20 protein-coding genes are annotated in these 18,232 nt (G+C 60.8%); 13 read left to right on the plus strand and 7 right to left on the minus strand.

The window, feature by feature from the left end; translation table 11 throughout:
• Window positions 1-50: 50 nt before the first annotated feature.
• Window positions 51-755: a class I SAM-dependent methyltransferase gene (locus ACMGFM_RS05215; protein WP_436901739.1), complete on the minus strand. Its 705-nt coding sequence runs from the start codon at window positions 753-755 to the stop codon at window positions 51-53.
• 268 nt (window positions 756-1,023) lie between these two features.
• Here ACMGFM_RS05215 and ACMGFM_RS05220 point away from each other — a divergent pair, with 268 nt between their 5' ends.
• The 5 genes from ACMGFM_RS05220 (at window position 1,024) to ACMGFM_RS05240 (ending at window position 3,654) form a co-directional block, all read left to right on the plus strand.
• A complete protein-coding gene (locus ACMGFM_RS05220) occupies window positions 1,024-1,305 on the plus strand; it encodes a MarR family transcriptional regulator (RefSeq protein ID WP_436901383.1) in 282 nt (93 codons plus the stop codon).
• A 40-nt stretch (window positions 1,306-1,345) separates the two neighbouring features.
• Window positions 1,346-2,095, plus strand: a complete 750-nt coding sequence (locus ACMGFM_RS05225; RefSeq protein ID WP_436901384.1) for an MBL fold metallo-hydrolase — start codon at window positions 1,346-1,348, stop codon at window positions 2,093-2,095.
• 43 nt (window positions 2,096-2,138) lie between these two features.
• Complete coding sequence (locus ACMGFM_RS05230; RefSeq protein WP_436901385.1) at window positions 2,139-2,819, plus strand: YkgJ family cysteine cluster protein; 681 nt, start codon at window positions 2,139-2,141, stop codon at window positions 2,817-2,819.
• Between the two features lie 63 nt (window positions 2,820-2,882).
• Entirely contained in the window at window positions 2,883-3,272 is a 390-nt protein-coding gene (locus ACMGFM_RS05235; RefSeq protein WP_436901386.1) for a TRAM domain-containing protein, read from the plus strand.
• A 133-nt stretch (window positions 3,273-3,405) separates the two neighbouring features.
• Window positions 3,406-3,654, plus strand: a complete 249-nt coding sequence (locus ACMGFM_RS05240) for a DUF7123 family protein (protein WP_436901387.1) — start codon at window positions 3,406-3,408, stop codon at window positions 3,652-3,654.
• Between the two features lies 1 nt (window position 3,655).
• Here ACMGFM_RS05240 and ACMGFM_RS05245 read toward each other — a convergent pair whose 3' ends face one another.
• Window positions 3,656-4,267, minus strand: coding sequence for a winged helix-turn-helix transcriptional regulator (locus ACMGFM_RS05245; protein ID WP_436901388.1), 612 nt, complete (start codon window positions 4,265-4,267; stop codon window positions 3,656-3,658).
• 55 nt (window positions 4,268-4,322) lie between these two features.
• Entirely contained in the window at window positions 4,323-5,468 is a 1,146-nt protein-coding gene (locus ACMGFM_RS05250; protein WP_436901389.1) for an SPFH domain-containing protein, read from the minus strand.
• Between the two features lie 199 nt (window positions 5,469-5,667).
• Between ACMGFM_RS05250 and ACMGFM_RS05255 the strand changes: the two genes are divergently transcribed.
• Complete coding sequence (locus ACMGFM_RS05255) at window positions 5,668-6,429, plus strand: TrmB family transcriptional regulator (RefSeq protein ID WP_436901390.1); 762 nt, start codon at window positions 5,668-5,670, stop codon at window positions 6,427-6,429.
• A 38-nt stretch (window positions 6,430-6,467) separates the two neighbouring features.
• The gene (nth, locus tag ACMGFM_RS05260) at window positions 6,468-7,154 is read left to right on the plus strand and encodes an endonuclease III (protein ID WP_436901391.1); all 687 of its coding nucleotides are present in this window, start codon (window positions 6,468-6,470) and stop codon (window positions 7,152-7,154) included.
• Window positions 7,155-7,164: 10 nt separating this feature from the next.
• Here nth and ACMGFM_RS05265 read toward each other — a convergent pair whose 3' ends face one another.
• Complete coding sequence (locus ACMGFM_RS05265; protein WP_436901392.1) at window positions 7,165-7,599, minus strand: bis(5'-nucleosyl)-tetraphosphatase; 435 nt, start codon at window positions 7,597-7,599, stop codon at window positions 7,165-7,167.
• Between the two features lie 125 nt (window positions 7,600-7,724).
• On the opposite strand from ACMGFM_RS05265, the gene ACMGFM_RS05270 reads away from it, so the two are divergent.
• Complete coding sequence (locus tag ACMGFM_RS05270; protein ID WP_436901393.1) at window positions 7,725-8,048, plus strand: 30S ribosomal protein S10; 324 nt, start codon at window positions 7,725-7,727, stop codon at window positions 8,046-8,048.
• Between the two features lie 41 nt (window positions 8,049-8,089).
• On the plus strand, window positions 8,090-9,367 hold the full coding sequence (locus ACMGFM_RS05275; RefSeq protein WP_436901394.1) for an amidohydrolase: 1,278 nt from the start codon (window positions 8,090-8,092) through the stop codon (window positions 9,365-9,367).
• A 14-nt stretch (window positions 9,368-9,381) separates the two neighbouring features.
• Here ACMGFM_RS05275 and fdhF read toward each other — a convergent pair whose 3' ends face one another.
• Window positions 9,382-11,511 (minus strand): formate dehydrogenase subunit alpha, encoded by a 2,130-nt coding sequence (fdhF, locus tag ACMGFM_RS05280; protein ID WP_436901395.1) that lies wholly within the window; start codon window positions 11,509-11,511, stop codon window positions 9,382-9,384.
• 119 nt (window positions 11,512-11,630) lie between these two features.
• On the opposite strand from fdhF, the gene ACMGFM_RS05285 reads away from it, so the two are divergent.
• Entirely contained in the window at window positions 11,631-12,206 is a 576-nt protein-coding gene (locus ACMGFM_RS05285) for a hypothetical protein (protein WP_436901396.1), read from the plus strand.
• 27 nt (window positions 12,207-12,233) lie between these two features.
• A complete protein-coding gene (gene mobA / locus ACMGFM_RS05290; protein WP_436901397.1) occupies window positions 12,234-12,848 on the plus strand; it encodes a molybdenum cofactor guanylyltransferase in 615 nt (204 codons plus the stop codon).
• A gap of 32 nt (window positions 12,849-12,880) precedes the next feature.
• On the opposite strand, the gene yqeC is transcribed toward mobA, so the two are convergent.
• Together yqeC and mutS are read right to left on the minus strand one after the other, a co-directional pair.
• Window positions 12,881-13,612: a selenium cofactor biosynthesis protein YqeC gene (gene yqeC, locus ACMGFM_RS05295; RefSeq protein ID WP_436901398.1), complete on the minus strand. Its 732-nt coding sequence runs from the start codon at window positions 13,610-13,612 to the stop codon at window positions 12,881-12,883.
• A gap of 40 nt (window positions 13,613-13,652) precedes the next feature.
• Window positions 13,653-16,295, minus strand: a complete 2,643-nt coding sequence (gene mutS, locus ACMGFM_RS05300) for a DNA mismatch repair protein MutS (protein ID WP_436901399.1) — start codon at window positions 16,293-16,295, stop codon at window positions 13,653-13,655.
• 114 nt (window positions 16,296-16,409) lie between these two features.
• Between mutS and ACMGFM_RS05305 the strand changes: the two genes are divergently transcribed.
• Window positions 16,410-17,378 carry an ABC transporter ATP-binding protein gene (locus tag ACMGFM_RS05305; protein WP_436901400.1) on the plus strand — a complete coding sequence of 323 codons (969 nt, stop codon included), beginning with the start codon at window positions 16,410-16,412 and terminating at the stop codon, window positions 17,376-17,378.
• Window positions 17,375-18,223 carry an ABC transporter permease subunit gene (locus ACMGFM_RS05310; RefSeq protein WP_436901401.1) on the plus strand — a complete coding sequence of 283 codons (849 nt, stop codon included), beginning with the start codon at window positions 17,375-17,377 and terminating at the stop codon, window positions 18,221-18,223. Before ACMGFM_RS05305 ends, ACMGFM_RS05310 begins: the two co-directional genes overlap by 4 nt.
• The last annotated feature ends 9 nt before the right edge of the window (window positions 18,224-18,232 follow it).

Here is an 18,232-nt window from a genome sequence, read left to right on the forward strand (position 1 = left end):
AACAGCGACTGCGACTGTCCAAACTCGACTCGCCGAACTACTCGGATTAGTTACAGGCGAGCGTCCCAGTACGAGACCGAGGCCAACCGCTCACCCAGCGGGAGCGAGCGAATAGAGCCATCGAGCCACCGCACTGCCGAGGCAACTCGGTTGGGAAGCTCTCGGTAGAGCCCGTACGGGAAAATCCAGTCGTGTTCGGCCGCAACGAGTTCGAGGTCGGTCGCCTCGAGCAGGGAGTGGACCTCACTGCCCGAGTACAGCCGTGACCCCATGGGCAGTGCCCAGTTGTACAGCGACCGCGTCGAGTACCGGTTGAAGGTATCGAAGAAAATCTGGTCCTTGGAGACCCGGCACATCTCTCGCAGAAACTCCTCGGGTGTATCCGCGAGGTGGAAAAACCGCATCGCAAAGACCACGTCGAAGTGGTCGTCTGGAAACGGCAGACGGCCGGCGTCGCCGCGCATATACTCCAGATGGTCGGCAACGCCCGCGGACTGGGCGCGCTCTCGGCCTTGCTGGAGCATCGGTCCCGAGATGTCGAGCCCGACGATATCTGCGCCGCGCTCGGCCAGCATCGCGGTAAACCGGCCAGTTCCGCAGGCAATTTCGAGAATCTGCTTGTCCTCGACTGGGCCCACAGCGTTCAGTACCGCCTGTTTCTCCCGTCGGTCGATGAGTCGCCCACCCTGTGAGAATCGCTTCTCGTCGTACTCTTCGGCGACATCATCGGCCTGGTACCACTCCTGTCCTTTCACGCTACCGGGCATTTTCTCCCCGAGTATTAAAATGATACTGAAACGGAGCCGGCATTCCCGGCTGCTCTCCTGCGTGTCGAAACGACTGCCCATCTCCGGACAGGACCGGTACGGAATATGTGAGATACCTGCTCGAACCGCCGAAAGCAACCCAGAGAGACACATAAGCGAGCTTTGTATAAGGGCCACCTGCAGGGATTATACACCCCCTATCCGTTTGATCTGAATATAGCAAACGTTTACAAGTCTAATCAAGAGTAGCGTGTATATGAGCACGATTGTCGAAGATCCGGGCAAACCACGACAGACTCTTTCAGAAGAGGAGTACCGCAAACGCCTGCGCGAACTCCCGCCGAGCGCGAAACTCGTCGCAAAGATTCTCGAAACTGACGGTCCGCTCTCGCAGGGCCAACTTGCCGAGGAATCGCTGCTGCCGGACCGGACAGTGCGATACGCGCTGAACCGACTCGAAGACGCCGGACTCGTCGAGTCACGCTACAGCGTCCAGGACGCCCGGAAACAGGTCTACTCGCTGACCGAGCGCAGTTGAACCCAAAGAGATAGGCAACTGGCTGCCGAGGCGCCAGACAATGGTTGAGCGATTTTCTCTCGCTGTCGAGACACGCGCACCCACCGGCGCAACGAACGCGTACGTTCACGATGGCGTCGTAATTGACCCTGCTGCCCGCAGTGCAGACCTCGACGAACTACTGGACGACCTCGAACACATCCTCGTTACCCACCACCACCCTGACCACGTCGGCGCGGTTGCGGACTATGCGGTCGAAGCAGACCTGACGGTGTGGGCAAAATACGGTCGAAGCGCCGCGTTCGAGGCTGCGGCTGGGATTGCACCGGACCGGACGTTCAAGCCCGGTGACCAGATTACGGAGTCACTCGTCGCGATGGATACGCCGGGCCACGCGGCCGAACACACGGCCTTCGTCTCGCCCGATGGACTCATCAGCGGTGACCTCGCTGTCGCGGCAGGCAGTGTCGTCGTCGGCGCACCCGAGGGAGATATGCGGGCCTATCTGAGTTCACTCCGGCGGGTCTACGCGTCCAACCCTGACCGTCTCTACCCCGGCCACGGCCCGGTTATCGAAGAGCCACAGGCGACCTGCCAGCGACTCATCGAGCACCGACTCGACCGCGAGAAGTCTGTCGAAGCGGCAATCGACGACGGGGCTGAGACCCTCGATGCGGTCGTCGAGGCAGCCTACGACAAAGATATCTCGGCTGTCTACGACCTCGCTCGGGCAACCGTGCTCGCACACATCGAGAAGCTCGTCGTGGAGGGCCGGGTTGCCTTCGACGGCGAGCGCGCGCGACCAGCCTGACCGGAGCGGAGGTGTTTTGCGGGCTTGTTTCGTAGAGATGGATATGCGTTCACTCGAAGCCGAACTCACCGAGGCGCAGTCGCTGTCAGTCGCTGAACTGGCCGACGCCATCGAAGCTATCGGCTTCGAGTGTACCCGCTGTGGGGGCTGTTGTACCGCCGCCGAGCGCGAGGACGGCACCAGCGAGGACCACACTGCAACGGTGTTTCCCGAGGAGATTCGCGAGATTCAGCGCAGTGAGGACTACGACTGGCGCGATGTCGCGAGACCGATGCCCTACGGCCTCAGCGACGGTACAGACGGCCCAGAAGGAGAAACCTTCGAGTGGGCGCTGCAGACCGACTCCTGTGGTGACTGTGCGTTCTACGACGACGGAGAGGGAGGCGGCGATGGGTCCTGTACGGTCTACGGCGACCGGCCGTTACTCTGTAAAACGTATCCATTCAGTGTCGCGCTGGGCGGGACGAGCCAGCCTATGGGTGAGGCAGTCGACGAGGAAGGAATGGTTCGCGCTCACGAGTGCGAGGGACTCGGCCGGGATATCTCACGAGAAGACGCCGAAGAACTTGCCGCGGCGCTCAAAGAGCGAGCAGTCCGGGAGCTGGAAGAAGCGATTGCGGTCCGCGAGGAGTACGCACCCGTTGCAGTCGAGTCGGGCGACGTTGTCGTCCACGACTCGGAGGGAGCCAAGCGGCTGGACGGAACTGCTTACTCTGAGGAGTGAACGGACTGTCCGATAGATATTTTGAACAGGACTCCGTTTCACTGGTACGGAGGTCTACTACCTTTGGAAATCTCGAATAAGCTACTTTGTCTGTTCAGTGCTGATGTTTCGGAACGTGAGGGAAGCCATGTTGTCGAGATCCCACGCCGAGAGATCGAGACGGGTGCTGTCGAACCCGGCGAGACGTACCGCGTGGCGCTGATTTCGGCCGACGAGGAGGAGACAACTGACGCCGACCAGCCAGCACCTGACGAGCCACAGCCCCCGGTCGAACCCGGCGAAATGCGCTACGTCGAAATCGAAGACATCGGCAAACAGGGCGACGGCATCGCACGCGTCGAGCGCGGCTACGTCATCATCGTCCCGGACACCGACATCGGCGAGCGTGTCAAAATCGAAGTGACCGAAGTGAAGTCGAACTTTGCTGTCGGCGAAGCCATCGCTGGCAACTGACCGTTAGCGAGCCGTACCACTACCCGGTGACCCAGCAGCCCAGACCGAGTAAGACGAGACCAAACCGCAGGAATGCACGGCATTAACTGATCGTACCAAACGGGCTATACGTGGTGCAGTCGTAGCTGTGAATATGAGTACCACAGCGGAGACCGCGACTGAACTGGCGAACCTTTCGGAAAAACAGCATCAGATTCTGGAGTTTTTGCGCGACGAAGCCGACGACAAGACCTACTTCAAGTCTCGGCTGATCGCTGACGAACTCGATATGTCTGCGAAAGAAGTGGGAACGAATATGACGGCTATCGAACGAGGGGAGTTCGACATCAGCGTCGAAAAGTGGGGCTACTCGTCCAGTACGACGTGGATGGTCACGGCCTGAGTTACTCGCCGCCAGTGTACTCAACCAGCGAGGGTGCCGTCGCCGCAAGGGTGGCGGCGTCCTCGCCGAAGGAATCAGCATATCTGACCAGCAACAGCAGAATTGTCTCGGGGTCGACCAGCGAGTAGCCGTCGGCCCGCGAGAGCAGTCCAGCGGATTCGAGCGTCTTTGCGCAGTTACTCACTGCTGGTCGCGAGACACCGAGACGGTCAGCAATTGCGCCAGCGGTCGCGGTCGGGTCATCGAGCAATGCAATCATCATCCTGCGAGGGGTCTCGCGGCGCAGTTGGCCCAGCGTCGTCTGCTCGAACTCACTGAACTGGTCGGCCGGGAAAAATCGCCGGTAATCACCGTCGCGACGACTCTCGATGACGCCCGATGATTCGAGCTCATCGAGGTGGTGTTGGGTCTCGCCCGTGCCCAGTTGCAGGTCGTCACGGACCTTCGAGAAGTGTGCGCCCGGCGTCGCAGAGATGTAGCCTGCAATCGCCTCCGGCGTATCGCTGTCGCTTTCTTCGGCGCTCGCAAGTCCGACAAGGGGACTCGCCGCACCCAGCGCGGCGAATCGCCGGAGTGTCGCCCGCTTGGATTGGTCGACGTCCGGGCGTTCCATTGAGCATAGCAACGACAGGCAGGAATAAAACGGCTTCGCTACGCCAGACGACAGGTCACTTGCCGTCGGTGCCGTCCGTCGCGTCGATATCGAGGTCGTCTTGTCCATCCTCGATGATCTCGTCAGGGTCTTTGATATCGGCCTGGCTCTGGCCTTCCTTGACAGCCTGTGCCTCTTCTTCCATCTGCTCGATGTCGACGACGTTGTCCTCGTCGCTGAACTCGTTGATTATTTCCTCGATGTCGTCGAGACCGAGCATCTCACGCGTTTCGTCGTCGAACTCCATCCCTTCGAGGACGTGACCGTTCTCCTTGGCGTCACTACCCTGGAGGTGTTTGCCGTAGCGACCCACCAGCGAGGTAAGTTCCTGCGGCAGGACGAACTTCGTCGACTCGCCCTTGCCAATCTCTTCGAGAGTCTCCATTCCACGCTCGATAACGGCACGCTCGCCCATCGACTCGGCGGATTTCGCGCGCAGCACGGTCGAAATCGCGTCACCCTGGGCTTCGAGAATCTGGCTCTGTTTCTCACCCTGTGCGCGGATGATGTTGGACTGTTTGTCACCCTGGGCTTCCTCGATGGAACTCCGTCGTTCACCCTGTGCTTCGAGAATCATCGCACGGCGACGGCGCTCGGCGGAGGTCTGTTTCTCCATCGCCTGCTGGACGTCTTTCGATGGGTTGACCTCACGGACCTCAACAGACTCGACGCGGATTCCCCATTCGTCGGTCGGTTCGTCCAGTTCCGTCCGGATTTTCGCGTTGATCTCTTGGCGTTTGTTCAGCGTATCGTCCAATTCCATGTCACCCAGCACTGCCCGAAGCGTCGTCTGGGCAAGATTCGAGACGGCCTTCTTGTAGTCGTCCACTTCGAGGAAGGCTTTCTCGGCGTCCATCACTTTGATGTAGACGACAGCGTCGGCAGTCACCGGTGAGTTGTCCCGTGTGATAGCCTCCTGACGGGGCACGTCGAGCGTCATCGTTCGCATATCGAACGTATAGGCCTTCGTCACGAACGGGAGGACGAGGTTCAGGCCGGGTTGGAGCAGGCCCTGGTACTTCCCGAACCGCGTGTAGGCCCGTTTCTCGTAGGCGTCGACAATAATGACGCTGTTGTACGCCGTCACGACCGCAAGCAAAAGGAGAATAATCGCGAGTAAACTCACGGTCGAAATCGACTGGAGTGCGACTGCTGGAATCATTGCAGTTACAAGTTGGATGGAACACTCAAAAAGGGTTGGTACAGTGTTTCCCGTGCCGAAACCGTCCGAGATGACTGCTTTTTTACGCTACGACACTAATCTGTTAGTATGGAAGTAGGTACATCGACGCGTCCCAGAGGACAGCAATGATCGAAGCACGCCTCATATCGCTGATATCAGGCGGTCACGGGGAACAAGTATGAACGACGAGCACGCAATCGAGGGGCTAAAGCGACTCGGATTGACAACCTACGAGGCACGAGTCTTTCTGGCACTGCAGAAACTGGGCCGGGGCGCCGCAAGTGAGGTGAGCAACGTCGCAGATGTCCCGCGCTCGCAGGTGTACGGCGCCGCAGAGGGACTCGAAGAGCGTGGGCTGGTCGAAACCCAGCAGTCGACACCGACGGTCTACCGGCCGGTGCCGCTAGAACAGGCGCGGCGACTGCTGCTCGACCAGCTCGCCGAGACAGGCGCAGAAACATTCGATTATCTCGACGCAATCCAGAACAGCCACGAGCAGGACGAACGAACAGAATCGATCTGGCTGTTGAACGGGTCGGACGCGATCAGGTCTCGCGCTGCGGAGCTCGTCGAGGGTGCAGACGAACGGGTGCTCTACGCAACGGAAGACCCCGAGCTGCTCGATGACGAGATTCACGCAGCCCTGGAGGCGGCTGCCGAAGACGGTGTCACTGTCGTGATTGCGAGTCTGGAGTCCGCGGTACTCGACGCCGTCGGTGCGGACAGTGCCATCACAACCTATCAGGTTCCCGAGGACCGCCAGACCGACGTCGACATCGCACAGATGCTGATGGTCGACGACGATACACTGTTATTGAGTACCTATTCCGCGGCCGCCGAAGCCTCGGAAATTGCATTCTGGACGAGCCAAAATATCTTCGCGTCGATTATGGTCGAACTGGTCGAGGAGTGGTTCCGCGAACCGTTCGCGGCCGAGTAAGTCGGTGGGCTGATACTGCTGGTCACCAACGACTTGCTATGGGAACCGCACTCGACAGCCAAGAAGAGCAGTTGGGGGAAGTGCTCGAGCGCCTCCACGAGGAGTATCCTGATACGACCATTTCGCTGAATTTCTCGAACCGGCTCGAACTACTGATTGCCGTCATTCTCTCCGCACAGTGTACCGACGAGCGAGTCAACACGGTAACCGCCGACCTCTTTGCAAAGTACGACGACGCTGCTGACTACGCCGCGGTCGAACAGGACGAACTCGCGGAAGACCTGAATTCAGTCACCTACTACAACAACAAAGCGGAGTACATCCGCACCGCCTGCCAGCAGATTATCGACGACCACGACGGCGAGGTCCCCGACACGATGTCGGCACTGACGGACCTGCCCGGCGTTGGGCGCAAGACTGCAAACGTCGTTCTCCAGCACGGCCACGACGTGGTCGAGGGTGTCGTCGTCGACACGCACGTCCAGCGGCTGACCCGGCGGCTGGGAATCACTGAACAGGAGCGCCCCGAGGATATCGAACAGGAACTGATGGAGCTCGCGCCCAACTCGGAGTGGCAAGAACTCACCCACTTGTTTATCAGTCACGGACGCGCGGTCTGCACGGCGCGGAACCCGGACTGTTCGGACTGTCGGCTGGCGGACATCTGTCCGTCGTCGAAGACTGACAGCGATGTCGACTTGGCGAGTGGCGAATCGTGGGAGTGAGTGCGACGGGTTACTCGTCGTCCCCGTAGTACTCCTCGTCGATGAACTCGTGGGCGTCCTCGAAGATTTCACGCGGGCCGTCCTGCGTGATCGTGTTGATCGCCTGGTCGTAGTCGCGCCACTGGTGGTCGCGGTGTTCCTGTGAGAGTTCTGCCGACGCTTCTTCTGAGTGTGCGATGAACAGGTGGACCGTCTTGTGAATCGTATTTCCACCCGCCTCGAACACGTAATCGTAGTCTCGGCGGAAGCCATCAATGAGCCGGAAATTACTGATTCCGGCCTCCTCTTTCACTTCGCGTATCGCGGTTTGCTGGAGTTCTTCCTCGCCCTCGACGCCGCCTTTGGGAAATTCCCAGTCACCGGGGCGGCTTTTGAGCAGGAGGTACTCTCTCCGGCCACGCGTATCGCGAAAGAGGATGGCTCCCGCGCTCGTGGCCTCGATCATTACAGGGTATTACTCGGCCCCCCGTTAAGGGATTATCGGAGTGCCGGGTGCCAGGTCAGTGAGACGCATTCGCACTCGCTAGGAAAACCGAACCGGTTTTGCCCGCCGAGGTGTTCGGGTCGTCTATGCCATTCGTGACTCGGCTCACACTCCAGAGCGGCGACGGTGAACTGCTCGATTCCATCGTCACAGATATCAAAGACCGGGCCGAGCGCAAGGGTGTCCAGCTCAAAGGCCCACACCCAAAGCCCCCGAGTCGCCACGGCGTCCCGCAGTACAAGGACCTCTCTGCCACAGAATCGTTCGGGACCTGGGATTATACCGTCTACACGCGCGACATCGAAATTATCGACCACAACGAGTTTGCCCGGACCGTCGCCGAACAGGAGTACCCCGACCGAATCTACATCACTGCCGACATCGAGCAGTACAACCAGACCAGCGACTGACCGCCCGCCGATTTTAAGCAACTGCTGGCCGTTGAATGGGTATGGCAACCGACACAGAGCAGGACTGGCTTGTTTCGCTGCGCCGGGAACTGCACAAACGGCCCGAACCCGCGTGGCGAGAATTCTACACGACAGCACGCATCGTCAAGCAATTGCGCTCGCTCCCTGTCGACGAGATTCTCATCGGCCCCGAGATACTCGACACAGACCAGCGCCTCGGTGTCCCTGACGACGAAACGCTCGAGCCGTGGCTCGAACGCGCCCGCGAATACGACGTAGACGAGGACGTGCTCGACAAACTGGCGGGCGGCCACACTGGTGCGATGGCCGTCCTCGAACGCGGCGAGGGGCCAACAATCGGTCTCAGAGTCGACATTGACGGTCTCCCGCAGGAGGAGAGCACAGCCGAGACCCACCATCCCGCTGCGAATGGCTTTCGCTCGACTCACGACGGGCATATGCACGCCTGCGGTCACGACGGCCACGCTGTCATCGGACTCGGTGTTATCGAGGCAATCGCAAACAGCGATTTCCAGGGCACGCTGAAACTCTTCTTCCAGCCAGCGGAGGAGATTGTCGGCGGCGGGAAAGCCGTCGCCGAGAGCGGCCATCTCGACGACCTCGACGCACTGCTCGCGGTCCACCTCGGCCTCGACCACCCGACAGGCGAGGTTGTCGCGGGCGTCGATGGCTTTCTCGCCGTCTCACACTTCGACGCCGAGTTCACGGGCGAACCCGCCCACGCCGGCGGCCACCCGGAGGACGGTCGCAACGCGGTTCAGGCGATGGCGACAGCGGTCCAGAATCTCTACGCGATTCCGCGCAACAGCGACGGCGCAACCCGCATCAACGCCGGCCACGTCGGCGGCGGTACCGCGTCGAACATCATCCCAGAAGAAGCGTTTATCCACGGCGAGGTTCGCGGTGAGACGACGGAGCTAATGGAATACACTCGCGAGAAAGCGGTCAACGTGCTCGAATCTGCGGCGGCGATGCACGAGTGTGAGGTTGCGGTCACGGGCGGCGGCGAAGCACCCAGTGCGACGAGTGACGAGGCAGTCGTCGAACAGGTGGCCCGCGCCGCCGAAGGTGCCGCTGGCGTCGACTCGATTCTCCACCGTGATGACCTCGGCGGCAGCGAAGACGCGACCTACCTCATGCAGCGCGTCCAGGACAACGGCGGCGTCGCGGGTTACGTCGGTATCGGAACCGACCACCCCGGCGGCCACCACACCTCGACGTTCGACGTTGACGAGCGCTCACTGGACATTGGCGTTGATGTGTTGTCCGGGGCAATTCGCAACCTCAGTACAGAGTAGTCGGCTCCGACTACTCAGTCGTCGCCAACGGCCTCGTCGGCGGGTTCGATTCCAACCTCGATTTCGGCGGCGGCAGCTTTGTACTCGGGAATTTTCGCCCGCTCGTCGAGCACATCGTTGGTCAGTCGGTTGGCCGACGCGGCCGCGAAGTGCGGCGTTGTCCAGACCACGCCCTCCTTCGTGTCCTCCGTGACCTGGGCCGTGACCGTGATTTCACCGCGGCGAGACCGGAGCGTCACGTGCTCGCCGTCGTCGATTCCGTATCGCTCGGCGTCGGCGGGGTGGACGTCGACGAAGTTCTCTGGCACCTGCCGGGAGAGTGTAGGCGACCGACGGCTCATCGTCCCCGTGTTGTAGTGTTCCTCGACCCGCGCCGTGGTAAGCACGAGTGGATACTCGTCGTCAGGCACCTCCTTCGGCTCTTGATGAACGACACCTTCGATCTGGCCCAGCCCGTTTTCGGTCTCGAACTCCGCTTCGTAGAGATACTGGTCGCCCTCGTCGCCCTCCTCGTAGCAGGGCCACTGGATTCCCTCTTCACCGAGGGCGTCGTAGGTCATCCCGTACATAATCGGACAGACTTCCCGGAGTTCCTCGAAAATTTCTTCGGCGTCAGCGAACTCGAAGCCCTCACCGAAGAGTCTGGTCCCGACCTCGCAGAGAATTTCACGGTCGTGTTTCGTGTTATCGTGAACTTTGTGGACTTCGCGCATTCGCTGGACCCGGCGGTCGGTGTTGGTGACGGTGCCGCCCCGTTCGGCCCACGTCGTCGCGGGGAGGACAACATCCGCGAGTTCGGCCGTCTCGGTCATGAAGATATCCTGGACGACCATGAACTCCAACTCCTCGCGCATCCGCCGTTCGACCACGTTCCCGTCGGGTTCGCTCATGACCGGATTCTCGCCCATGACGTACAGCCCGTGAATCGAGTCGCCAATTTCGTGTGAGATTTCGACGTTCGTGAGTCCCGGTTCGTCGGGAATGTCGAAGCCCCAGACCGCTTCGACGGACTCGCGGGCCTCGTCGTCGTCGACGAGTTGGTACCCCGGCAGGACGTTTGGCATCGCACCGACGTCACAGGTGCCCTGAACGTTGTTCTGGCCACGGAGTGGGTTGACTCCGGTACCGGGTTTGCCGAGGTTGCCGGTCACCAGCGCGAGGTTGATCTCGTTTTGGACGTTGTCGACGCCGCAAGTGTGCTGGCTCATCCCCATGCCGGTGAAGATGGCGGCGTTGTTCGCCATCGCGTACTTCTCGGCGGCGAGTTCGATGTCTTCGAGCGGGACGCCACACGTCTCGGCCGCGGCTTCCTTGTCGAAGTCCGCGAGCGTCTCTTTCAGGTGCTCGAACCCTTCGGTTCGCTCCTCGATGAACTGCTCGTCAATCCAGCCCTCGTTGGGGTTTTCTTCGTGATTGTCGAGAATCGTCTTGAGGACGATATTCAACAGTGGGATGTCAGTTCCGGGCTTCAGTTGAAGGTGCTGGTGGCGCTCAGTCTCGTCAATCTTGAACGAGCGCGTGGTCTTGTTCGCGTGTGGGTCGACCTGGATGACAGTTGCGCCCTCCAGAACTGCTTGCCGGAAGTACTGGCTGTTGGCGATGGGGTGTTGTTCGCCCGGATTGGCACCCTGAATCCAGAGGACATCGGCCGACTCCTCCAGGTCGGCCATGCTGTTTGTCATCGCGCCCATCCCGAGGCTCGTTCGGAGCGCCCACACAGTCGAGGCGTGGCACATCCGCGTGCAGTTGTCGACGTTGTTCGTGCCGTACCGGCGAGCGAGTTTCTGGAGGAGGTAGTTCTCCTCGTTGGTCGTCTTCGAGGAGCCATAGAACCCCATTCCGTCCGGACCATGCTCATCTCTGACCCGTTCTAACTCGGAGACAATGTGGCTGTAGGCCTCCTCCCACGTCGCCTCGCGGAACTCGCCATCGTCCCTGATAAGCGGGTCAGTAAGCCGGTCTTCGTGGTCGACGACTTCCGTTGCAGCGCCGCCTTTGATGCAGACCCTGCCTTCGTTGACAGGCGCGTCCCCCCACGGCATGAACCGCATCTCGCCGCGCTCGTCGCCCTCACGAACCCGAATCCCGCAACCGACCCCACAGTACGGGCAGATTGTCTTTGTCTGGGTATCTTCAGTTGACATGGCTGTCGTTACTGATACTGCGTTCCCAAAGCGTTTGAATCTTGTTACGCGATACCACCCACCGCATCGACGGCCCAAGCGGCCAAACCTTCACGGTCGTCAGCACTGAATTACGAGTAATGGAACTCACGGCGGCACAGGTCGACTCGCTGGCCGAGAGATATATGTCAGTCGAACCGCTGGCAGCCGTCGAACAGGAGCACATCGAGATGCTTCCAGAGACGTTCGCCGGTGAGGAGTACGGCCGCCGAGACGTCGAGTGGGTCGTCCAGTGGTACTTCAGGCGATATCTGGGAGCGTACCCCGACAAGGAGCGCCGGGAGACAGAAGAGCGCTTTCGAGATAACGACTTTTCCGTAGTACTAGAGACGCTGGCGACTGTTGCCGACAGGAGAGACGAGACTGCTGAGAACCTCCACCTGTTGTGCGAACTCTCTGGTGTCGACGTGCCGGTCGCCTCCGCATTCTTGCAGTTCACCCATCCCGACCGCTACGTTGCGCTCGATTCGCGGCTCTGGGAGATACTCGGTGAGTGTGGCGAACTCGACGGCCCGTATCCTGAAGAACCGACAATAGACACCTATCGCCGCTTCGACGACGCCTGCCAGCGGCTCACGGAGCGCTTCGATGTCGACCCCTGGACGCTGTACCGAGGGCTGTGGCGGCTTTGGCAGGAGCGTCACGACGAGAGATAATTAAGCGTGGGTCGTCCACAGAGAGCTATGCGAAGCGGAGTCATCATCGCTGGTGGCTACTCCACCCGATTCGGTGAGGCCGACAAGGCAGTTGCCGAACTAGCTGGCCGGCCGATGATTCGTCGAGTCGCCGACCGGCTGGAACCGGTCGTCGACGAACTTATTGTGAACTGTCGGCCGGCCCAGACCGAGCGGATTCGCGCCGCCATGGACGGCTATCCGTTGGCGGTGGAGTACGGCCTCGACGAGCAGTCGGACCTGGGGCCGGTAGCTGGCATCCGGAATGGACTCCAACCCGCCGCCGGTGAGTACGCTGCAGTGGTCGCTTGCGACATGCCGTTCGTCGAATCGGCGCTCGTCGAATACCTGTTCGAGCGAGCAGAAGCAGCCGACGCTGCGGTTTCACGCCTCGACTCTGGCTACTACGAGCCCACGCAAGCGGTCTACCGCGTCGAGTCGATGATTGATGCCTGCGAGCGAGCGCTCGATACCGAGGGTCCGCGGATCGTCGACGCAATTGACGAACTGGCGGAGGTTGTCGTCGTCGACCAATCAGCTATCGAATCCGTCGCGTCGACCGAGAGTTTCGAGAACGTCAACACGCCCGAGGAACTCGCGGCCGCAACAGATCGCCTCCAGTAAGTTCTCGACCTCGAAAGACTCCGTTCGGCAGTTCACTCGACAACATCGACGAGCGGCTGGTCGCCAGTCATCTGGGTCAGTGCAACCCGAGTAACGTCTGCTCGGTCCAGAACCTCGCTCGCAATCTCGCGGGCCGTCGCCGCAAGGTCCGGTTCATCGACTTTATTCAGAATCGGTACGACTGTTGCGTTACCAACGTCTTTCATGCCACCACTCGGACTCGCGAGCGTGGCCGCGACATCTTCCGGGCGGATTGTCTCCCCAATCCCTCGCCCGGTGAGTTCGGCGACCAGTTCGGGCCGGTGGACGAGTTCGTCGGTGAGTGCCTCGCCGACGGCGCGGACGCTCGCGACCGGGAGGACGGTATCTGTGGCCGCGGGAATCTGCGGTTCGCGCTCGTTCGGCGCTTTCAGTTCGCGCATCCGCGCCCCGTCGGCTTTCACGAGCGTTGTCCCGACCGAATCGACCTCCGCAATCTCTGCGACCGTTTCCAAATCGTAGCCGCGATACCGGTCGTCGCGTTCGCGCTCCGGGACGATCCCCAGCGGCCAGTCGTCGTCAGCAGCAGCGCGTACCGCCGCGACCGGGTTTTGAGTCACCCGGACACTCCTGACGTGCTCGTCAAAAATCGGGATTCTGACCGTCGCCGTGACTACCGCGCGGTCGAGGCGGGACGCCAGCGTGTACAGCGTCGATTTCTTGCCCCCGGCTCCGACGACGCTCACCAGCCCGTCGGTTGCCTCCAGTGCAGTTTCCAGACGCATTTCATTGGAGTTCGACGGCTTGGCTGAAAAAGCTCGCCCGTTACTGTGAGGGCTTGCCATCTAACTGCCGCTGCCAGTCCTGCACTTTCGCCAGCAGTTCGACTGGCGGCGTTTCGTTGACATCTAGGTCAGCCACGGCGTCGAGCACTGCCTGCTGCTCGGCCGACAGTCCTGATTCCACCGGTTCGGTGTCGTCTTCTGGAGTAGAGTCAGTCGCAGAGAACTCGCCGCTTCCAAGGTCGAACACTGCTTGCACCGGTTCACCGCTCTCGCCGCCGCGGGCCTCGATGGCTTTCTCTTCGCGCAGGCGCTGGAGCACCTCTTCGGAGCGCTCGACAACTGGCCCCGGAACGCCAGCCAGATTCGCAACGTGGATTCCGTAGCTCCGGTCCGTTGAGCCGTCACGGATAGTCCGCAGGAAGGTCACGTCTCCGTCGGTGTCATCGACTGCGACGTGGACGTTCGCGACGCGTTCGAGGTGGTCGCCGAGCGACGTGAGTTCGTGATAGTGCGTCGCAAAGAGTGTCTGGGCGCGAACGGTGTTGTGGAGGTACTCTGTTGCCGCCCACGCGATAGAAATGCCGTCGTAGGTAGCGGTCCCGCGCCCGACCTCGTCGAGGATAACCAGCGAGTCTTTGGTGGCAGAGTGGAGGATGTTCGAGAGTTCCTGCATCTCGACCATGAACGTCGAGCGCCCCTGTGCGAGTTCGTCGAGCGCCCCGACACGAGTATAGATGCCGTCGACGACGCCGATTGTCGCGGCCCGAGCTGGGACGAAACTCCCAATCTGGGCGAGCAGCGTAATCAGCGCGGCCTGACGCATGTACGTCGATTTGCCGCTCATGTTCGGCCCAGTCACGATGAGGAACTGGCGGTGCTCGTCGAGTCGCAGGTCGTTGGGGACGAACTCGGTCGTTTGCTCGACAACGGGGTGTCGCCCAGCGTCGATGTCGAGCCCTCGGCCGTCGTGGAGTTCGGGCCGGTTCCAGTCATTTCGGACAGCGTGGCTGGCGAGACTCGCCAGCACGTCGAGTTCAGCCAGCACGCGGCCGACCGACTGGAGGAGTTCGGCGTTGGCGGCGACAGTCGCACGGACCTCCTCGAACAACTCGCGTTCGAGTTCGTGTCTGGACTCCTCCAGACGGAGAATGTCGCGTTCACGCTCGTCGAGTTCGGGGATGGTGTAGCGCTCGGAGTTTTTTAGCGACTTGATGCGGTCGTACTCCTCGGGAACGTCGTCGGTTTCGCTGTTGCCGACCTGGATATAGTAGCCGTCGGTCTTGTTGCGGTCAACTGTGAGATGAGTAATACCGTGTTTGCGCTTCTCGCGGTCGGCCAGTGTCCTGATCCATTGAAGCGCCTCTTCGTGGCGGTCGATGATTTCGTCGAGTTCGTCGTCGTATCCGCGGGCAATGATGTTACCCTCTGTGATGGTTCCCGGCGGTTCTTCGGCGATGGCGGCGTCAAGTTCAGCGCGGAGGTCGGCCGCACGGTCGCGGTCGAACCCATCGAGCACCGCGGGCAATGCCGAATCGGCCAGTGCATCGGTCGAGTCGATGAGGTCGGCCACCTCTGGCACAATTGCGAGCGTCTCGATACCGCCACGCAGGTCACGAGCGTCGGCACTGCCCGAGGCCGACCGCGAGGCCAATCGGGCGAGGTCGGCCGTTCCAGAGAGTATTTCTTGGAGTCGTTCGCGCTCGATTGCGGCCTCGGCGAATCCCTGCACTGCCGACTGTCTTCGGTTGAGTTCGTCGAGTGATTGCCGGGGGCGTCCGAGCCATTCGGCAAGCAGGCGGCGTCCGGCACTGGTCGCGGTGTGGTCGATGGTATCCAGCAGACTGCCCGAGCGGTCGCCCTGCATCGTCTCGGTCAGTTCGAGGTTGCGCTGTGTTGTCCCATCGAGTTCGACGTGGTCACCCGAGCCGTGGCTTTGCAGACGGGTTATCGACTGCAAGACGCCGACGCCGGTCTCTTCCACGTAGGAAAGAATGCCACCGGCAGCCTGCACGGTTGCGTCGGTGTCGACCCCGACGCTGTCGAGTGTTTCGTCACCGAACTGCTCACGGAGGCGGTGACGAGCGCGGCCCGGCGCGAAGGCTTCGGCAGTGTGGAGCGTGAACGTCGCATTCGTGCGGTTGCGAAGTCGTTCCAGCAGGGCTTCGTCAGTGCGCACGTCCGGTCCGGATAACACCTCCGCGGGGTCGAAGCGGTAGAGTTCAGCGAGGAGTCGGTCTTCGGCGTCAGGTCCAGAGACGCTCGAGACGTGAAACTGACCGGTCGTCACATCAGCGAATGCGAGCCCATAGCCGTCCTCGCTTTCGACGACTGCGGCGAGATACTGTGAGTCGGCGTCGGTCCGTTCGAGTAGCGTTCCGGGAGTGACAACTCGTGTAATCTCGCGTGCGTGGTCGTCACCGCGTTCGTGCTGGTCCGCCACAGCAACACGGTAGCCTCGTTCGACCAGCGCGGTGAGATACGGAGTGAGGTCATCGACGGGAACACCAGCCATCGGGTACGAAGAGCCGTGAGAGGATTTCTGCGAGACTTTCAGTTCGAGTTCCTCGGCAACGAGTTCGGCGTCCTCGTCGAAAAACTCGTAGAAATCACCGACCTGCATCGCCAGAATATCCGCGTCAGTGTCGGCTTTCAGGTCGAAAAACTCGCCGACGATTCCTGTCATACCAACCCCTGCGTGCGTCGCCGATTAAAACGTCACGGGTGCGATTTGCTCTCGCGTTTCTTGCCGAGAAATCCCACACCCGACTACATTAAAGGGGCTATCGAAAAGAGAGATATGAGCGTTATCGAAACAACCAATCTGACCAAAACCTTCGGCGACGTCACTGCTGTCGAAGGATTAGACCTTGCCATCGAGGACGGCGAGATATACGGCTTCCTCGGGCCGAACGGCGCTGGGAAGTCGACAACGATCAACATGTTACTAGACCTGATCCGGCCAAGTTCTGGGTCAGCACGGGTGCTCGGTCACGACCCGACGAGAGAGGCAAAGCAGATCAGAGGGCGAATCGGCGTGCTCCCCGAGGGCGCCGAACTGTACGACCGGCTCACTGGCCGTGAACATCTCAACTGGATGGCCAAGTCCAAAGGCGCCGACCCCGATGTCGAGGCGACACTCGAACGCGTTGGTCTCTCGCCAGAAGACGGCGACCGCTCGATTAGCGGCTACTCCAAGGGGATGCAACAGCGACTAGCCTTCGGGATGGCACTGACCGGTGACCCTGACCTGCTGATTCTCGACGAACCATCCTCTGGGCTGGACCCAACCGGAATGCAAGAGATGCGCGAGATTATCCGCCAGGAGGCCGCCTCTAGCCGGACGGTCTTCTTTTCGAGCCATATCCTCGGCGAAGTCGAGGCTGTCTGTGACCGCGTTGGAATCATGAACGAAGGAAAGCTCGTCGCCGAAGGAACACTCGACGAACTCCGCGGAGAACTGGACCTTGGCGCGTCGATTCGCGTCGAGGTTGCCGACACGGCAGCGGCTGAGCACGCACGAGATATCGACGGCGTGCAGGAAATCACCGTCGAGGACAACACTGTGGACGCTACGCTGGCCGACGCCGCGGCGAAGGTTCGCGTCGTCACCGCACTGGACGAACAGACCACTGTCGAGGATATCCTCTCTGAGGATACCTCGCTCGAACAGCTGTTCAACACCTACACGGGCGACAGTCCGGCCGACTCGGCCACTACGGCCGAGACCAACTCGACTGAACAGCAGCCAGCGGAGGTGGTACAATGAGCGCCTTCGGTGTGATGCGCAAGGATATTCTCGACGTGCGCCGGGCGAAAATTGTCTGGTTCGTCGGCCTGCTGTTTACGCTGGTGACGGTGCTGTTTTTCTACCAGATCAACGTCAGCGGCGGGCTACCGGGCATTCCGGACGTCCTGCTTGCGTTGTGGAATCTCGTCTTCATCGGCGCGCTGTTCATTCCGGCAATTGCGCTGGTCACGGCCTATCTCTCGATTGCTGGCGAACGCGAGTCGGGGAGCATCAAGTTCCTGCTCTCGACGCCAATCAACCGCCGTGAACTTGTTCTCGGAAAGTTTCTCTCGCGGACGACGGTGGTCAGCGCTTCGCTGCTGGTCGCCTTTGTCATCACCGCCGGGCTGTCAGTAGTCTGGTTCGAGGAGCTCAGAATCGGGTCCTTCGTTGCTGTCGCGGGCCTGACGACGCTGTACGCGCTCTCGTACGTGGCCGTCGCAATCGCGATCTCGGCCTCGACGAGTTCCCGCTCACGTGCGATGGGTGGCGCGCTCGGCTTCTACTTCGTGACAAATCTGCTCGTCATCTTTGGCGACCTCTCTATTCGTGGCTTGCTCGATTACGTCCTCAATGACCTGCTTAACGCGGGCGTCGGGCAGGACCCACTGACGTTCATCACGATGGTTATCAGTCCGACGCAGTCCTATCTCAGTTCGGTGCTGCTGGCCTTCCCCGGCGATTTCCTCACGGTTCAACAACTGAACCCCGAGGAGATGGCGTGGTATGTCCAGGGTGAGATGGGCCTGGCGCTGCTGGTCGCGTGGCTGGTCATACCACTGCTGATTGGGATTTGGCGGTTCGATAGAGCAAATATCGGATAGTCTCAGAGA

This window comes from Halovenus halobia (assembly GCF_051414135.1).
Classification (GTDB): Archaea; Halobacteriota; Halobacteria; order Halobacteriales; family Haloarculaceae; genus Halovenus; species Halovenus halobia.